The organism is Nocardiopsis sp. FIRDI 009 (genome assembly GCF_003386285.1).
Taxonomy (GTDB): domain Bacteria; phylum Actinomycetota; class Actinomycetes; order Streptosporangiales; family Streptosporangiaceae; genus Nocardiopsis.
The window spans coordinates 28238-42899 of record NZ_QPNC01000013.1 but is presented as its reverse complement, the minus strand read 5'-3'; the positions used below and the strand labels follow the sequence as shown (position 1 = coordinate 42899).

General features: G+C 74.5%; 13 protein-coding genes. 7 read left to right on the top strand and 6 right to left on the bottom strand.

The genetic code is table 11. From position 1 onward, the window contains the following. Positions 1–56: 56 nt before the first annotated feature. A complete protein-coding gene (locus DVR05_RS11135) occupies positions 57–1478 on the bottom strand; it encodes a PLP-dependent aminotransferase family protein (RefSeq protein ID WP_116245873.1) in 1422 nt (473 codons plus the stop codon). A gap of 34 nt (positions 1479–1512) precedes the next feature. On the opposite strand from DVR05_RS11135, the gene DVR05_RS11130 reads away from it, so the two are divergent. Beyond that, positions 1513–2154 (top strand): pyridoxamine 5'-phosphate oxidase family protein, encoded by a 642-nt coding sequence (locus DVR05_RS11130; protein ID WP_116245783.1) that lies wholly within the window; start codon positions 1513–1515, stop codon positions 2152–2154. A gap of 113 nt (positions 2155–2267) precedes the next feature. Here DVR05_RS11130 and DVR05_RS11125 read toward each other — a convergent pair whose 3' ends face one another. Continuing rightward, complete coding sequence (locus DVR05_RS11125) at positions 2268–3095, bottom strand: metallophosphoesterase (RefSeq protein WP_116245782.1); 828 nt, start codon at positions 3093–3095, stop codon at positions 2268–2270. Positions 3096–3335: 240 nt separating this feature from the next. On the opposite strand from DVR05_RS11125, the gene DVR05_RS11120 reads away from it, so the two are divergent. Next, the gene (locus DVR05_RS11120) at positions 3336–3560 is read left to right on the top strand and encodes a hypothetical protein (RefSeq protein ID WP_116245781.1); all 225 of its coding nucleotides are present in this window, start codon (positions 3336–3338) and stop codon (positions 3558–3560) included. Positions 3561–3633: 73 nt separating this feature from the next. On the opposite strand, the gene DVR05_RS11115 is transcribed toward DVR05_RS11120, so the two are convergent. Then, positions 3634–4371 carry an SDR family NAD(P)-dependent oxidoreductase gene (locus DVR05_RS11115; RefSeq protein WP_116245780.1) on the bottom strand — a complete coding sequence of 246 codons (738 nt, stop codon included), beginning with the start codon at positions 4369–4371 and terminating at the stop codon, positions 3634–3636. A 154-nt stretch (positions 4372–4525) separates the two neighbouring features. Between DVR05_RS11115 and DVR05_RS11110 the strand changes: the two genes are divergently transcribed. Then, a complete protein-coding gene (locus tag DVR05_RS11110; protein ID WP_157982425.1) occupies positions 4526–6364 on the top strand; it encodes a hypothetical protein in 1839 nt (612 codons plus the stop codon). On the opposite strand, the gene DVR05_RS11105 is transcribed toward DVR05_RS11110, so the two are convergent. Together DVR05_RS11105 and DVR05_RS11100 are read right to left on the bottom strand one after the other, a co-directional pair. Beyond that, a complete protein-coding gene (locus DVR05_RS11105; RefSeq protein WP_116245778.1) occupies positions 6326–6847 on the bottom strand; it encodes a DoxX family protein in 522 nt (173 codons plus the stop codon). The two genes, DVR05_RS11110 and DVR05_RS11105, sit on opposite strands and share 39 nt — an antisense overlap. Before the next feature lie 330 nt (positions 6848–7177). Beyond that, positions 7178–8227: a PD-(D/E)XK nuclease family protein gene (locus tag DVR05_RS11100; RefSeq protein ID WP_116245777.1), complete on the bottom strand. Its 1050-nt coding sequence runs from the start codon at positions 8225–8227 to the stop codon at positions 7178–7180. Positions 8228–8367: 140 nt separating this feature from the next. Between DVR05_RS11100 and DVR05_RS11095 the strand changes: the two genes are divergently transcribed. Together DVR05_RS11095 and DVR05_RS11090 are read left to right on the top strand one after the other, a co-directional pair. After that, positions 8368–9225, top strand: a complete 858-nt coding sequence (locus tag DVR05_RS11095) for a hypothetical protein (RefSeq protein ID WP_116245776.1) — start codon at positions 8368–8370, stop codon at positions 9223–9225. Between the two features lie 107 nt (positions 9226–9332). Next, entirely contained in the window at positions 9333–9818 is a 486-nt protein-coding gene (locus DVR05_RS11090; protein ID WP_116245775.1) for a GNAT family N-acetyltransferase, read from the top strand. Positions 9819–9863: 45 nt separating this feature from the next. Here DVR05_RS11090 and DVR05_RS11085 read toward each other — a convergent pair whose 3' ends face one another. After that, entirely contained in the window at positions 9864–11465 is a 1602-nt protein-coding gene (locus tag DVR05_RS11085) for a hypothetical protein (RefSeq protein WP_232832082.1), read from the bottom strand. 589 nt (positions 11466–12054) lie between these two features. Between DVR05_RS11085 and DVR05_RS11080 the strand changes: the two genes are divergently transcribed. Continuing rightward, the gene (locus DVR05_RS11080; RefSeq protein ID WP_116245872.1) at positions 12055–13227 is read left to right on the top strand and encodes an FxsB family cyclophane-forming radical SAM/SPASM peptide maturase; all 1173 of its coding nucleotides are present in this window, start codon (positions 12055–12057) and stop codon (positions 13225–13227) included. Further along, on the top strand, positions 13228–14601 hold the full coding sequence (locus tag DVR05_RS11075) for an aKG-HExxH-type peptide beta-hydroxylase (protein ID WP_116245773.1): 1374 nt from the start codon (positions 13228–13230) through the stop codon (positions 14599–14601). Positions 14602–14662: the final 61 nt, after the last annotated feature.

The following is a 14662-nucleotide window of genomic DNA, read 5'->3' as shown; positions in this document are numbered from 1 at the left end:
TGGGTTCCGTCGATCGGGCCGGGCCCGCACCGACCACCTCCGAGCGCAGCGCCCCCTCAGGCGTGGCGGTCGAGCACGTCGGTGAGGACCTCGCAGGCACGGCGCAACTCTGACAGGGCGGCGGAGCCGTAACCGATGACGAGACCGTGCACGGCGGGTTCTGCGGGACTCGCGTGGCTCGTGTCCACGACCAGGACGCCGCGTTCTGCCGCGGCCCCGACCACCCCCGCCACGGCGCGCGCGGGGAGCGGAAGCAGCACGTGCAGTCCCGCCGTGTCCCCGGCCAGCCGCGGCCCCAGGTACTCCACCAACAGCCCGCGGCGGCGGGCGTACTCGCGGCGCATCCGGCGCAGGTGCCGGTCCAGGTCGCCGCGTTCCAGCAGCAGGGCCGTGGCCGCCTGGGCGGGGCCGCTCGTGCGGTCGGTCAGCCGTGCCCGGACCTCGGCCACCCGCTCCACCAGGTCGGACTCGGCCACCAACCACCCGATGCCCAGATCGGGCGAGAGCGTCTTGGACAGGGTGCCCAGGAGGATCACCCTGCCGGGGTCCAGACCGTACAGGGCGGGCAGGGGCGCGACGTCGTAGCGGAACTCGGCGTCGTAGTCGTCCTCGACGACCACCGCCCCGTTCGTCCGCGCCCACGCCAGGAGCCGCTCGCGGCGCGGAATCGGCAGCCGCCCGCCCAACGGGTACTGGTGGGCGGGCGTCGTGTAGGCGACGGACAGGTCACGGGGCAGAGAGTCGGTCAGGATCCCGTCCCGGTCGACGGGGCAGGGGACGACCTCAGCCCCGCGCGACCCCAGGACGAGGTGGGCCTTGGCGTAACCGGGGCTCTCCACCCCCACGCGCGTGCCGGGGCCGAGGAGGGTCGCCGCCACCAGGTCGAGGCCGTTTCCGGTGCCCCGGGTGACCAGCACGTTCTCCGGCCCCACCCGCACGCCGCGCGCCCGGCGCAGGTGTTCGGCCAGCAGCGCGCGCAGGCGGGGCAGACCGCGCGGATCGGGGTCGTCGTCGAAGGGCTGTTCGGCCGCGTGCCGCCAGGCCCGGCGCCAGGCGGCGCGGTCGATGTCGAACACCCACGGCGCTCCGGGCCGCAGGTCGATCATCCCCCGCCGCCTGGCCTCGGGCCGGGACAGGCGCGGAGCCGAGGGCCGCACCGGAGGCGGATCGACGGCGGGCAGCGGACCGTGATCGGCGACGAAGGTGCCGGACCCGTGCCGTCCCTCCAGCCAGCCCTCGGCGTAGAGCTGCTGGTAGGCCTCGGTCACCACGGTCCGGCTGACCCCCAGCTGCGCGGCCAGGGCACGGCTGGAGGGCAGGCGTTCGCCGGGTTCGAGGTGGCGCTCCGCCATGCCCGCGCGCAGCGCGTCCGCCAACTGGGCGGTGAGGGGAGGGGCGGCGTCGCGGTCCAGACGGATGGGCAGGTCGGTGAGGTGCCGGGCCACAGTGGTCTCCCATTTTGGGTCAGAAGTGGACATGGTCTTGGTATCCACTTCTGCCTAGCGTAGGAGCATGCTCTCCACCACCGAACGGACCCGGCTCGGCCGGGCCAAGCACAAGGCCAGGACCGACCGCGCCGAACTGTACGACCTGCTGGACGCCGGACTGGTCTGCCACCTCGGAGTGGTCGTGGACGGCGCGCCCAGGGTGGTCCCCACCGGGTACGGGCGCATCGGCGACACCCTCTACCTGCACGGATCCACCGGAGCGCGGTCGCTGCGCGCCCCGGGCGAGGTGTGTGTCACCGTGACCCTGCTCGACGGCATCGTCATGGCGCGCTCCACGTTCCACCACTCGGTCAACCACCGCTCCGCCATGATCTACGGGACGCCGCGCGTGGTCACCGACGAGGACGAGCGGACGGCGGGGCTGCGCGCGCTGACCGAACAGCTGGCGCCGGGCCAGTGGGACGTGGCGCGTCGGCCCAACGCCAAGGAGATGGCGGCCACACGCGTGCTGGCGCTGTCGCTGGAGGAGGCATCGGTCAAGGTACGTACCGGTCCGCCCGCCGACGAGGAGGAGGACCACTCCCTGCCGGTCTGGGCGGGCGTCCTGCCGGTGCGCCAGGTCTTCGGCGAGCCCGAGCCCGACCCCACGCTCGCGCCCGGCCTGGAGGTGCCGGACCACGTCGCGCACCGGCCCGACCCGGCCTAGCGGGGTTTCTCGGGTCCTCCGGTTGGCTTCGGCCCGCCCGTCGCCCTCCACGGACGCCTGCGGCGCGGCCCTGTTCATAGCACCCTGTCCGCCCGCACGGCTCGCCCGGGCGGTCAGCCGGGGAGGGGCAGCACCCGGCGCGGGCCCTCCGGGGGAGCGGGCCGGGGCCGCCACTCACGGGGGTAGCCGAGGGACACCTCGATGTGGGGCACGCCGTCCACCACGATGGTGCGGGGGATGTGCAGATGTCCGTAGACCACGGCGCGGGCCCGGTAGCGCACGTGCCAGTCGGCGGTCTCCTCCGTGCCGCACCACTGCGCGAACTCCGGGTAGCGCAGGACACGCGTGGGTTCGCGCACCAGCGGCCAGTGGTTGACCAGCACCGTGGGCATGTCCGGCGGCAGGGCGTCCAGGCGGGCGCGGGTGCGGTCCAGGCGGGCGCGGCACCACGCGTCGCGGCCGGGGTAGGGGTCCGGGTGCAGCAGGTACTCGTCCGTGCACACCACCCCGGCCTCGTGCGCGACCGCCAGCGCCTCCTCCTTCGTGCGGGCTCCGGAGGGGCGGAAGGTGTGGTCGTACAGGAGGAACAGGGGGGCGACCACGACCGGGCCGTCGGGACCCTCCCAGACCGGGTAGGGGTCCTCGGGGGTGTGCACGCCCAGGTCGCGCAGGGCGCGCACGAGGTACTCGTAGCGAGCCAGGCCGCGCAGTCGGACGGGGTCGGCGGACACCGTCCACAGGTCGTGGTTGCCGGGAACCCACACCACCGTGGAGAACCGCCTGCTCAGCAGTTCCATGGCCCACAGGATGTCGTCGGCGGTCTCGGCGACGTCACCGGCCACCAGGAGCCAGTCGTCGTCGGACTCCGGTCGCAGGGCCTCGGTGAAGGCGCGGTTCTCCCCGTGCCGGACGTGGAGGTCGCTGATGGCGACCAGGCTCATGTTGCCGTCCCTCCCCGTGTGCGTGGACGGCGCCCACCCTACGCAGTGGTCCCGGGCCAGGCGTGGGCGGGTGGTCCGTGGGCCTGTTCGGGGAGGACACCGCTTCCCTTTCGTCACGGTTCACGGTGGTGCCGGGGACACGATTGTGTGTAGCCCGGGTGTGCCTCCGCGCCAAAACCGACTCCGTGTCATTGGCTGATCTCCGACAGTTGTGCCGAGTCGGCTTTCGGAGGAGAAGGTATGTCCGTTCGGAAAACGCTGTGGACCGTCGTGCTCGCGGTGATGGTCGCGATGGTGCCGGGGGCGGCTCACGCCCAGACGTCGGATGAGCCGGTCAAGGTCCGGTGCGGGTCGACCGACACGTTCTGGGGTCTGCTGATCTGCGCCGCCACCTGCTCGGAGGCCCTCGACAAGGACACCGTGACGTTGCAGGAGTGCAAGAGGATCGACGGCGAGGTCCGGTAGTCGACCGCGGTCGCCGGAGCAGCCGCCGTCCGGTGCCCGAGGGGCGGCCCCGGCCCCGCGGTCCGGGGCCGGTTCAGCGCAGGTGGGAGGCGCCGTTGACGTCCAGGACCGCGCCCGAGCTCCACACGGCCTCGGGTGAGGCGAGGTAGCGTACGGCGCTGGCGACCTCCCGCGGGTCGGCCACGCGGCCGAACGGGCTGTCGGCGCGGACCTCGTCGGTGAGGCGGTCGGCCACGCGCTCGGTCTCGACGAAGCCCGGCGCCACCGAGGCGACGCTGATGCCGTGCGGCGCCAGCGCGACCGCCAACGACTGTCCCAGGGAGTGCAGGGCCGCCTTGCTCGCCCCGTAGGCGGGGTGGTCGGGCTCGCCGCGGTAGGCGCCCCGGGAACCGACGTTGACGATGTGCCCGCGCGTGCCCCGGTCGATCATGTGCCGGGCGACGAGGTAGCTGACGTCGGCCGCGCCGAAGACGTTCACGTCCATGACCGAACGCCAGGCCGCCCGCCACTCGTCGAGGGAGACCGACGCGATCGGGTGCGCCGGGTTGAGCGCGGCGTTGTTCACCAGGACGTCGATCCCGTCCACCCGGTCCACCGCCCGCCGCACCAGTTCGGCGGCGCCCTCGGGAGAGGCGAGGTCGGCCTGGACGAGGACGTGCCCCTCACCGGACAGCCGTTCCAGGGTGGACTCCGCCTCGGTCCGGCGGCTCCCGCAGTGCACGACCACCCGGTCCCCCTGCTCGGCGAAGGCCAGGGCGATCGCCCTGCCGATACCCCTGGAGGCTCCGGTGACCAGGACGTTCCTCCTCACGCGGCCTCCTTCGCGGTGCTCGCCGAGTGGGTCCGACTTTTCATCCCATGACATGACATGTCGGACACCATAGCCGTTCGGGTCGCGGAGCGCCCCGTGCGCCGGTCCCCATGTTCGGCCCTCCGCTGTGGCGCGGGGTACTAGCGTTGCGTACATGGATCGTCTCACTGCGCTCAGCGAGCATCTCAAATCGATGCCGGTCGACCGGGTCGCCGACATCCTCGGTGAGCTCGTGGAGGGAGTGGAGGAGGACGCCCGGCGGGATCTGTTGCCGTACGCGGCGAGCGCGGTGGCCCGCACCGGGGTGTTCGACGCGCTGACCGCCGCGCAGTGCGACCTGCTCGTCGCGGCGGCGGACGTCGCCGCCAAGGCCGAGGCCGCCTCCCGGCGTCCCGGCAGGAGGCCGCGCCGCACCGACGGGCTGTCCGCCCCACCGCTGCACCGGGCCGAACTCCTCGCCCGGATCGGCACCTGGCACGGCACCGCGCGACACGCCGCCGAGGCGGCGCTCGGCGAACTGGAGGGGCGCGCCCTGGTCTGGCCCGCCGGGGACGACCACTACCACCTCGCCCTGGGGCTGGTGGAGGCGTTCGGCGTCCACCGCTGGGGCCCCCGGGTCCTCTCCGCCTTCACCGAGGTCCTGGCCGCCACGGAACTGCACCGGGTCGCTCTGGCGCTCGGCGCCGACCCCACCCGGGAGCCCGCCGCGGTGCGGCGCGCGATCGTCACGCGCCTGACCGACCCCGACCGGGTGCGCGTGCTGCTCGACACCGCACCGGAGGGAGCCGTCACGCTGTTACGCCAGCTCGCGGCCAGGGGACGGGTCCTGGCCACGGACTGTTTCGAGGAGGACGGCCGGTCCCGGTACCGGATCCGCCCGGAGGGTTCGGGTGACCCGGACACCGACTGGCTGGCCGAACGCGGACTCTTGGTCCCGGTCGGGCCCGCCAGGGCCATGCCGCCGCGCGAGGTGGCCGCGACGGTCCGGGAGAGCGGCCCCCTCCCCTTCACCCCCTCACCGCCCGAGCCCGTCGGGTTGCCCACCGACGCGACCGCGGTGGTGGACCAGGCGCGGGCCGCGGTCCGCACGGCACTGGACACGGTCGACCGACTGGTCGCGGAGGTCGCGGCCCGACCCCTGATCCTGCACCGGGTGGGTGGGATCGGCGCCGGGGACCGCGCCCGACTCGTCCGGGCGCTGGGCGTGGACGACGCCGAGGTCCGATTGTGGGTGGAGACCGCCCACGAGGCCGGACTGCTCGTACGTGACGGACGCCGGATCACCACCGCCGAGTGGGCCCCGGCCTGGCGGCGCGCCGACCCGCCGGGACGGGTCGCTCCGCTCCTGGAGGCGTGGCTGCGACTGCCCGGGGTGCCGACCTGGAACCCCGACGGGCCGGAGACGGGCGTCCCCGGGACGCAGACCCTACCGGGCGCGACCGCGCTGCGCTCCGCCCTCGTCCTGGCGCTGGGCGCCCTTCCCGAGGGACTGGGGAGCGGGATCACGTCCGGTCCCCTGCTGGCCGCCGGGGCCGTCGAGGACCAGGAGCGCAATCTGCCGCCCGGGCTGTTCTGGCTGGTCCGGTCGGCGCTGTGGTACCGACCGGCCGCCGGGGACTCCGGGGCCGTGGTCGAGGCGTTCGTCCACTCCCTGTGCGAGGCGGAGCTGCTGGGGGTGGCCGCGCAGGGCGCGCTCAGCCCCGTGGGCAGGGCGCTGGCCGGGTGCGTACGCGGGGGTGGCGTCCGTTTCGGGGACGGTGGGCTGGAGGAGGCCGCGGCCTCGATGTTCGCGGACGCGGACGCCCCGGCGCCGTGGGACGGCTCCGGGGCGGACACCGGGGACATCGTGAACACCGCTCACCGGTGCGGCGCCGGTGCGGCCGACACGTCGACCGACCCCGTCCGGCGCCCCTGTCCGGTGGTGGAACTCCCGGCGCGGGCCAGGCGCCGCCGGCTAATGGACTGGGCGCACTCCCTGGCCGCCGACGCCTGAGTCGGCGGTGCCGGGAGCCGATCGCCGGGCGCGGCCACGGCGGCGCAGGTACGGGACCACGACGGTGACGGTCGCGGCCAGGAACACCGCCTGCATCGCGGTGCGCGGGACGAGCTCCTGGTGCGGGGACAGCTCGGCGCCGGACAGCGCCAGGTGGACGTTGGCGGGGAACATCGCCAGGAGCAGAACGGTGAGGCCGGCGGCCGACCAGGGCGCGGTCCGCGACCACAGCAGCCCGGCGGCCCCGGCCAGTTCCAGGACGCCGGTCACGGTGACCAGCAGCTCCGGGGCGGGCAGGGCGGGTGGGACCATCGCGACGAGTTCCTCGCGCATCCCGACGAAGTGGACCGTGCCGGTGAGCGTGAACATCGCCGCCAGGCCGCCGCGCAGGGCGACCGGCCACGGGTGCAGTCGACGCACGCCGAGGGCTCCGGCGACCCCCAGGACCAGGGTGACGCCGACGAGGGTGATGAGGGGTTCCACGGGTGGCTCCTTTTGAACTTTCCATGGGAAAGATGACGTCCGAGGAGGGAACTTACCACTGGAAAGATACCTCTGTGCGGGGTGAACCTGTCAATGGAAAGATGTGGCGAGGCGGCCCACAGGGCTTCGCGGGCCGCGCGAAGGCCCGTCGAGGGCGGGTGGCCGGTGGACCCGGGCCGGGGCCTGTCTCCTGAAACGACGCCCGCCGTCCGGGGCCTTCGGACGGCGAGGCGGGCCGGGGGTTCCGCCGCCCGGGAACCGGCGGTCAGCCGTACCGGTGTCCTCCCGGCGGTGTGGGTTCTCACCTCGGAAGCCGGTGCGCAGGGCCTCTCACCTGGCCCGCTCCGGGCCGGTCGCCCCGTCCGGTCCGGTGGCGGAAACCGCCGCGCCCGGACACCACCGCCGGTAGGGGCAGGCACGGCAGACCGGCCCGGGGGCGGCCAGGTGGGCGGTGTCCGCGTGCCAGGGAGCGGCCAACGCCCGCACGACCGTCCGTGCCACGGTACGGTTCCGCCGCGAGGCGGGGTCGACCGTTCGCACGCGGGCGCCGCCGGGGGCGAGGGCCTCCAGTTCGATCACCGGCGGAGGATCCGGCGCGGGGACGACCGCCGTCCCCAGCAGGAGCAGCAGCGCGGCGCGCGGCCGCTCGCGGAGCAGGCGGTCCGTGTCCGGGACGGTGGTGGCGGTCCCCGCCGTCACGAGATCCCGCAGCACCCACGACCCGCCGCGGCGGAACACCAGATCGGCGCTGGAACGGACGAGGACGTCGAAGACGGGGTCGTCGACGGTCAGCGGATGGTCGACGCGGACCGCGCCCGTGCGGGAGGCGTCCTCCAACGGGCAGACGGTCAGGTGGTGTTCGAGCAGCGCCGCCCCCGCCCGGGCGGGGGCGGCCGGTGAGCCCGACACCCCCCGCCGACCAGGCGTCGCGGTCCGGTGGAGTCCGGCCAGCCAGGAGCGGACGGTGTGCTCGCGTCGGGCGGTGGTGTCCTCAACGGCGGCGGTGTCCTCGGACCGGGCCGGGGAGCCGCCGTGGCGGAACCCGGAGCCTGCGACCTCCTCCGCCTCGTGGATCCCCCGACCCCGCCGCGCACACCGTGGTCGGGCCCGGGAGGCAGACCGAGATCGTGGAAGTGGGCCTTGGCCGGGCAGTCCCGGTGGTACAGCCCCGTCACCACCGACCAGGTCCAGCACGGCCGTCAGGGGGCCCGGCGCGGAGCGCGCGAGGTAGGGGCGCTTGCCGGGAGCGGCCGCGCCGAAGGCGCGCTCGGTTCTGCCGCGCAGGTGGGTGGGGCAGCGGCGGGCCGTGGCGCTCACGGAGCCGCTGTGGACGCGGATGACGGGTGCGGGATCGGCGGTGCCGTTCGGCCAGGGGGTCATGTCTCCTCCTGATCGCGAGTGTGGCACGTTTCGGGGATGTTTGACGGAGAGCTGTGGACAACGCCGATCGGACGCGCCTCACGCTGGTAAAAAGGTGTAATTATTCGCATTTCGCCCATAAGTCCATTGAGGCATCCCCCATGTCACGTCTCCCCCGAGCGGCCCTGGGCCTCACCCTGGCCGCCGCGCTGACCCTCACCGCCTGCACACCGGTCGAGGAGGTGCTCCAGGACCTCGCCGACGACGCGCTCGAACAGAACGGGATCGTCATCCTCGACGAGGTCGACCGCGACGACCCCTTCGGCGGCACCGAGGCCGAGGACTACGCCGAGGGCTTCGCCGCCCCCGAGGAGGCCGAAGCCGTCGGCCCCTATCCGCGGGCACGCGTCCGCGAGGCCCACGAGCTCACCCGGGAGCTGCTGGAGGCCGTCTACCTCGACCAGGACGCGGTCTTCGGCCAGGACAACAGCGAGTTCACCTCGCTGCTCACCCCCCAGTCGCTGGACTGGTACCTGGAGAACCTCGGACACGAGGACCCGGAGCTCGACACCCGGGACATCCCCTTCAACCTCACCCCCGGCACGGCCGAACCGATCGGTGACGTGGTCAAGGTGGACGGCCGGATGTGGGCCGAGGAGGCCAGCGACCCGAACGGCCTGGACTACCTGGCGGTCCGCACCGAGTACACGATCGTCCACCCGGTCGCCCGCCCCGGCGAACCCGTGTCGGTGCGCCTGGTCACCTCCCACCTGGGCGAGGTGTCCTTCTACGACATGGGCGACGGCACCTGGGAGCTGTGGCCCTCCTGGACACGCTTCGTGGGTCCGGCGCACTGTCTGCCGGACCAGCCCACCTGGACCCCCGCCTACCCCGACGAGTGGCCCGACCCCGAGGGCGAACGGCCCGAGGGCAGGCCCGAGGACGCCTACGACCTGGACAACGCCCGGGACAGGGTGGCGGACCAGGAGTGGGAGTGCGGAGCCATCGAGGGCACCTGACGGACGGCGCCCGACGGAGTCCTCCGGCCCCACCCGACCCCCGAGCCCCCGCGACCCGCACTCCCGGGAACCGCGCGGCCGGGGGTTCTTCCTGTTGAATGGCGTGCATGATCGTGCGTCGAGTACTGCCTGAAGAGATGACCGCCGTCAGCGACCTGCGCGTGACCGCCTACCTCGCCGACGGCCTGCTGGAGGCCAGCCCCGAGTACGCCGAGACGCTCCGGCTGCTGGGCGCGGACGGAACCGGGGAGGTCCTGGTGGCCGTGGACGGGGAGAGGCTCCTGGGGACGATCATGTACGAACCGTGGTCGCCCGACAGCGAGGTCGCCCGCAGCGCCGACGAGGCCGAGATCCGGGCGTTCGCCGTGGCGCCCCAGGCGCGGGGGCTCGGCGTGGGCCGCGCCCTGGTCAACGCGCTCGTGGAACGGTCCCGTGAGGAGGGCGTGGTCAGGGTCGTGCTGTCCACCCTGCCGCAGATGCGCGCGGCCCAGTTCGTCTACCGGGCCCGCGGGTTCACCCGGGCGCCGGAACGCGACTGGACACCCGTGCCCGGGGTCGACCTCCAGGTCTACGAACTGGAGCTCAAGGACTGAGCCCCGCCCGCCGGGGCCGCCGGGCCCCGGGGCGTCCGCGGCCGGTCAGCAGCTGACCGGCCGCACCCGGCGGGCGGCCTCGGCCAGCGGTTCGCCCAGGGCGCCGTCGGCGAGCCGGTCGAGCACGGTCTCGGCGGCCGGATGCCCCGTCAGCCACATCGTGCGCGTGAGCTGCTCGGCGCACCCGGCGTACCGTTCCCGGTCCCGGTCCGGCAGCGGCCGACCGGACTCGACCAGGATCGCGTAGCTGTCCAGGACGGCCCACACCACCTGGTGCGACGTGGGCGGTTCGGTGTGCGTACCGCGCAGGCGCCGCGCCCACCCGCCGAGGACGGGGTGGTGGACGTACATGCGCAGCACCGGTGTGAGGTCGGCGCGCAGGTCGGCCAGGGCGGCGGCGACCAGGTTCCGGCGGTGCCAGGCACGCGGTTCGGCGGAGGCGTCCAGCAGCTCCCGGGCCGCGTCGCGGGCGTCGCGGGTGGCCGTCCACCGCGCCATCAGGTCCTCGGTGTCGACCGGCCGCCCCCGCTCCAGGAGGGCGAGGACGTGCTCGGCCTCCATCCGTTCCAACGGGGGGGTGAGCCGGACGTCGGCACCCGAGTGGCGCAGCTGCCGCACGGCGAAGTGGTCGCCCAGCCTGGTGACGCGGAAGCCGCCCGTGCCGACCCTTTCGACCGCGCCCAGGGCGACCAGCGTGTCCAGGACGGAGCGGACGTGGTCGGCGGGCCCGTCCGGACACCGGCCGAGCGCGACCCCGGGCCCGTACACCTCGACCAGCTGCTCCGGGGTGCGGGGGCGTCCGCACACGAACAGGTCGGTCAGCAGGAGGAAGGCCGTCATGCCGCGTGACCCGGTCATCGCCAACAGGGCGTCCGCCCAGGCGTCGGCCGCCGCCCCCGGATCCCCCGCCGCCCAGGCGCGGGCCGCGCGTCCGGGCAGGACCCGGGTGTAGGTCGAGCGCAGGAGCCCCGCCTCCCGGGCCACCCGCAGGATCCGGTGCACCTCCTGCGGGGCGACCCCGAGGGCGTCGGCGGCGGAGTCGGTGTCCTCGCGGGCCAGCGCGTCGTGCGGCAGGGCGGGGTCCAGCGGCCTCCCCTCGCCCACCCACGCGGCGAGCCGTGCGGCCTCGGCCAGGGGAGGGCACGCCCGGGCCGCCGCCAGGTCCTCCGGCGCGGCGGGGAGGATCGGGGGGAGCGGGTCGGGGTCACCGTCCTCGCCGACACCCAACCGGTTCAGGAGCGGCAGGGCGGCCTCGTCAGCGGGTTCGACCGGGTCCGCGGCCCGCCCTCCGGGGGTCAGGTCGACCGCCGCGATGGCCGCGCGCAGTCTGCGCGGGCTCTCGCAGGAGAGCAGACCGCCCCGGTCGACGAGGTGGTCGCACCAGGTCAACCACGTGTCCCGGAGCCTGTCCGGCACGCGGTCCCAGTCACGGACGGTGCGGGCGATGTCATGGACGTCGGCGGTGGTCCAGTCACCGGGATCGGGGGCTCCGGCGTCCCGGTGGGTCATCAGGAGAAAGAGGAGGGCGTCGACGTCCACGGCGACCGGGGGGTCGAGCCCCAGGGCCCAGTCCAGACACTCGTCGACGGCGGACAGGATGCGTTCGGTCATGATGTGCTCACCGAGAGTGGGTCGCTCAGACGGCATCAGGCTAACCTCGCCGACCGCCCGCGCGTGGGGGAACACCGAAAATCGGGACCTTGGTCCACGCTCCGACCGGCCTGCGGGCGGGGGAGGTCTGGCCGCCGGCCGCGCCGCGCCCCGCCGTCCCCGGTGCGCGGAAGGGGTGTTTTCCCGCTCGCGGCGGGCGCGGTCGAAAGCGGCGGTGAAAGGGCGTGGCTCCGGACCGAATTTCCGGTGCGGTCCGCGGAGAATCCGGTGTCACCGCCAGAAAGCGGGCGTCAATCTTTTTCGCCGTGGCCGAAACCGGCCAATGTCCCTCCGGCGCGGCGTTCGGCGGCCGCGGCCGGGGAAGGAATCCGGAGAGGAACGATCTCACCGGGCCGGGGTCCGCGGGCCTGACGGGGACAGGCGTACGGGCGGCGCCGCCCGGAGGGGCGGCGGATGAGGTTTGCTCACTCGCTGAGAGAGTACATATCACAGAAAACGCGATATTCGCTGATCATTTCACGTGTGCTCTCGCCCCCAGGAGGACACCAGCGTGGCACGGAGCGCCGACGACAGAGGAACACGGGTTCGTGAACGCACACGGACCCGTGGAGAATGGCCCGAGACCCTGGACGTCGAGGACCTGCTCGCCCGGGGATGGCGCCCGACCCCCTTCCGCGAGTTCGTCCTCAAGGTGCACAGCAGGTGCAACCTCGCCTGCGACTACTGCTACATGTACGAGATGGCCGACCAGGGGTGGCGCGACCAGCCCCGGCGCATGGCCAGACCCGTCGTCGAACGGGTCGCCGAGCGGATCGCCGAACACGCCCGCGCCCACGGCCGCGGCCGGGTCGACGTCATCCTGCACGGCGGCGAACCACTCCTCGTCGGACTCGACCACCTGCGCCACACCGTCCAGGTCCTGCGCAAGGCCAACGAACCCGACGTCCACATCGACCTGCGCCTCCAGACCAACGGCGTCCTGCTGGACACCCACTTCCTCGACCTGTTCGACGACCTCGGCGTGCGCGTCGGCGTCAGCGTCGACGGGACTCGGGAGGACCACGACCGACACCGCCGCCGCTTCGACGGACGCGGCACCCACGCCGAGGTCCGCGCCGGGCTGGAACTGCTCGGCTCCCCGCGCTACCGCCACCTGATGAGCGGACTCCTGACCACCGTCGACCTGGAGTCCGACCCCGTGGCCACCTACGAGGCGCTCCTGGAGTTCGCCCCGCCCACCGTCGACCTGCTCCTGCCGCACGGCAACTGGGACACCCCGCCGCGAGGCTGGACCCCGGACGGCGCCGCCTACGGCGCCTGGCTCGTCGCCGCCTTCGACCGCTGGTACCACGCCCCCAGGCGCGAGACCAACATCCGCCTGTTCAACGAGATCATCCGCCTGGTCCTGGGCCGGCCCTCCCGCACCGAGAGCGTCGGCCTGTCCCCGGCGGCGCTCGTGGTCGTGGAGACCGACGGCTCCATCGAACAGGTCGACAGCCTCAGGTCCGCCTACGACGGCGCGGCCGCCACCCCCCTGCACACCCTCACCCACGCCTTCGACCAGGCCCTGTACCTGCCCTCCGTCGCCGCGCGCCAGATCGGGGCCCGCGCCCTGGGCCCCACCTGCGCGGCCTGCCCCCTGGCCCGCGTGTGCGGCGGCGGGCTGTACCCGCACCGGTACCGGAGCGGTTCCGGATTCCGCAACCCCTCGGTGTACTGCCGGGACCTGTACCGGCTCATCGAGCACGTCCGCCAGACCGTGGCCGCGGACGTCGCGCGCCTACGGGAAGGACGCTGAATGCCCCCCGAAGGCCCCCTCCCGGACGCCGTGTTCGACGCTCTCGCCCGCGGCGCGGGAGGCCGGGCGGCCACCGGTCCCCTCCGCCGCGCCCAGTACGCCAAACACCTGCTCCTGGTCCGCCGGGTCCTGGACGCCGCCCTCGCCCGACGGCACCCCGATGCGGACCGCCTCCGAACCGCTTACGACCTGCTCGCCGCCGCACAGGAGGCCGCACCGGAGGCCGTGGCCCCCGTCCTGCGCCACCCGTCGGTCGGGGTCTGGGCGCGGCGCACCGCACTGGCGCTGGACGGCCACCGCGACGAGGCGCCCCGCGTCGGCACGATGGCGGCGCTCGCGGCGACCGCCGCCCTCCGGGCCCGCCTGACCGCCAGCCTGGAGGTGCCGCTGTTCGGCCCGACCGCGCCGCTGCCCGCCCTCGGCCGCGCCCTCCTCGGCCGGGGCGAGGGCGACACGGCCGTGGTCGAGACGGAGGGCGGTCGCGCGCTGCTGTCGCGGGGCGGCGCCCGGGTGGAGGTCCCCGACGACCCGCACCAGGACGCCCCCGGGTGGCACGCGCTGCGCCGGATGTCGGCCGAACACGCGGGACGCCGCCTCGACCTGCTCCTGGACGACCAGGACCCCGACCGCCTCCCCGGCGCCGACCTGGTCGCCCACCGGCTGACGGAGCGGGAGGTCCGGGAGTGGCGGGTGAGCCTGCGCCAGGCGTGGGAGCTGCTGGTCACCGACCACTGGACCATCGCGGAGGAGGCGGCCGACACCGTCGTCGCGCTCACCCCCATCACCGCGCCCGGCGGGGCGCACACCAGCGCGACCGCCCGGCACGCCTTCGGCTCCCTGGGACTGTCCCGGCCGCCCGACCCGGTGCGGTTCGCGCTCACCTTCGCCCACGAGGTGCAGCACGCCAAACTCATGGCCCTGCTCGACCTGGTCCCGCTCACCCTCCCGGACGACGGGAGCACCCACTACGCGCCCTGGCGCCCGGACCCCAGACCCGTGTCCGGGCTCCTCCAAGGGGTGTACGCCCACCTGGGGGTGGCCGGGTTCTGGCGCCGCCACCGCCTGGTGGCCCGGGGAGAGGAGGCCCGGCGCGCCCACGCCGACTTCGCGCACTGGCGCTCGGCCGCCCACGGGGCCGCGCGCACGGTGGCCGGATCCGGAAGACTCACACCAGACGGAGCGCGCTTCCTGGCGGCGACCGAACGGACGCTCGCCTCCTGGCTGGCCGAGGAGGTGCCCGACGGGATCGCCGAGGCGGCCGAGGCCGCCTCCCACCGCCACCGGGAGCGGTGGCGCGCCCGCAACGGAACCCCGCGGGGGGCGGGACACGCCGCCCCCACAGCCGACCGCGCTGACCGGACCCGACCGCGCTGACCGAACCGGAGGACGGCGCCCCACGCGCGCCCGCCCGCCCCGGAGCTGACGCGGACCGGGT

Coding starts and splice junctions, on each gene's coding strand:
- DVR05_RS11125 (WP_116245782.1), bottom strand. CDS start 3,095: ATGAGCCTGGTCGCCATCAGCGACCTCCACGTCCGGCACGGGGAGAAC.
- DVR05_RS11085 (WP_232832082.1), bottom strand. CDS start 11,465: ATGCCGTCTGAGCGACCCACTCTCGGTGAGCACATCATGACCGAACGC.
- DVR05_RS11075 (WP_116245773.1), top strand. CDS start 13,228: ATGCCCCCCGAAGGCCCCCTCCCGGACGCCGTGTTCGACGCTCTCGCC.
- DVR05_RS11130 (WP_116245783.1), top strand. CDS start 1,513: ATGCTCTCCACCACCGAACGGACCCGGCTCGGCCGGGCCAAGCACAAG.
- DVR05_RS11110 (WP_157982425.1), top strand. CDS start 4,526: ATGGATCGTCTCACTGCGCTCAGCGAGCATCTCAAATCGATGCCGGTC.
- DVR05_RS11095 (WP_116245776.1), top strand. CDS start 8,368: ATGTCACGTCTCCCCCGAGCGGCCCTGGGCCTCACCCTGGCCGCCGCG.
- DVR05_RS11135 (WP_116245873.1), bottom strand. CDS start 1,478: ATGTCCACTTCTGACCCAAAATGGGAGACCACTGTGGCCCGGCACCTC.
- DVR05_RS11120 (WP_116245781.1), top strand. CDS start 3,336: ATGTCCGTTCGGAAAACGCTGTGGACCGTCGTGCTCGCGGTGATGGTC.
- DVR05_RS11090 (WP_116245775.1), top strand. CDS start 9,333: ATGATCGTGCGTCGAGTACTGCCTGAAGAGATGACCGCCGTCAGCGAC.
- DVR05_RS11100 (WP_116245777.1), bottom strand. CDS start 8,227: ATGACCCCCTGGCCGAACGGCACCGCCGATCCCGCACCCGTCATCCGC.